This is a genomic window from Kocuria sp. CPCC 204721 (genome assembly GCF_040980945.1).
In the GTDB taxonomy this organism is placed as follows: Bacteria; Actinomycetota; Actinomycetes; order Actinomycetales; family Micrococcaceae; genus Kocuria; species Kocuria marina.
The window spans coordinates 1-1,487 of record NZ_JAVKPO010000041.1; the positions used below are offsets into that span (position 1 = coordinate 1).

Annotated in this window: 1 protein-coding gene; it reads right to left on the reverse strand. The window is 64.9% G+C overall.

Translation table 11 applies throughout. The annotated features are described in order from the left end of the window. Window positions 1-9: 9 nt before the first annotated feature. Entirely contained in the window at window positions 10-1,209 is a 1,200-nt protein-coding gene (locus RF637_RS13740) for an IS30 family transposase (protein WP_121240541.1), read from the reverse strand. Between the last annotated feature and the right edge of the window lie 278 nt (window positions 1,210-1,487).

A 1,487-nucleotide genomic window follows, 5' to 3' on the forward strand; every position in this document is an offset into this window, starting at 1 on the left:
TGACCGGATTCAACTGGTCGTTGCAACACCGGCTTCTTGGAGAGACTTTAGCTGCTCGTTCAGTGCCTCGGCAGGTGTCTTCCACCCCAGGCTCTTGCGTGGACGAGTGTTCAGCGTGTGCGCCACGGCGTTGATCTCGTGTGCCGACCAGCGTGACAGGTCAGTGCCCTTGGGGAAGTACTGACGAAGCAGGCCGTTCGTGTTCTCGTTGGTGCCGCGCTGCCACGGTGAGTGCGGATCGGCGAAGAACACCGGGATGCCTGTCTCGACACGAAACGCTATGTGCGCGGACATTTCCTTGCCGCGGTCCCACGTCAGTGAACGCGTCAACTCCACCGGCAGACGTGTCATCGTCGTCGACAACGCGTTCTTCATCGTGATCGCGCCGTACCCGGCCAGGGCCGGCCCATTTTTCACTGATTCCTTGTGCCGATAGCCTTCCTCGCGGGGCAGGTGAACGAGCATCGTGTAGCGGGTGGTGCGCTCCACGAGCGTGCCGATCGCGGAGCGTTCCAGCCCGATGATCAAGTCGCCCTCCCAATGGCCCGGCACTGCACGGTCGTCGGCTTCAGCAGGCCGTTCACTGATGAGCGCTTCGGGCGTGACGTGCGCCCACGTCGTGCGCTGCGCGCGCGCCCGCGGGGCGCGCAGCGCACGCCCGGTGCGCAGGCACAAGATGAGTTCACGTTTCAACGCTCCTCGGCCTTGGATGTAGAGGGATTGATAGATCGCCTCGTGGCTGATGCGCATGGACTCATCATCGGGGAAATCGAGGGGCAGGCGCCTACTGATCTGCTCCGGGCTCCACGCGCGCACCCACGCCCGGTCCTTGCGGCGTGGCTTGTTACGGCCCGTCCATTTCTCTACCGGCGGCCCGGCCACGACGTTTCCGTCCTCGTCGACGATGTGGCCGCTGAGTCGTTGCTCAACGTACTCGCGCAACCGCGGGTTCGCCACGAGCTTGGCTTCCTTCGGCCGCCGCGCTGCCATGTCGGCCTTCCACTGCGCGACCGACGCGCGATAGTCACGCGTGAGGCCCCGTGTCGCGGCGTTTCGGCGTAACTCGCGCGAGATCGTTCCTGGGTCGCGGCCGATCGTGCGCGCGATCTGCCGCACACCATGACCTTTCGCGACAAGAATCGCGATCTCTTCACGCTCGGTGAAGCTGAGGTAACGCCCTGACGGCGTCGGCGGCATGAACGGGCGCATCCCACCATGCTGGCGGTACCAGCGCGTCGCGACCGCAGGGGCCACGCCGATGACACGAGCCGCTTCCTCTGCCAGCAATCCCAGCGCTATCTGATCCCAGAACGCTGACTCGACATCCCGGCGGTACTTCGGATGCCCCGGCGACCGCAGCTTCGGTCTGATCGCCCGATCCGCTTGCCACTGTCGACGCGCACCCGCCGGCACCGCTGATTCCTCTGGATCTCGTCCCACCACACACCCTCACGATCAGGGTGTTGCGACAACCAGTTGAATCCGCC

Coding starts and splice junctions, on each gene's coding strand:
- RF637_RS13740 (WP_121240541.1), bottom strand. CDS start 1,209: ATGCGCCCGTTCATGCCGCCGACGCCGTCAGGGCGTTACCTCAGCTTC.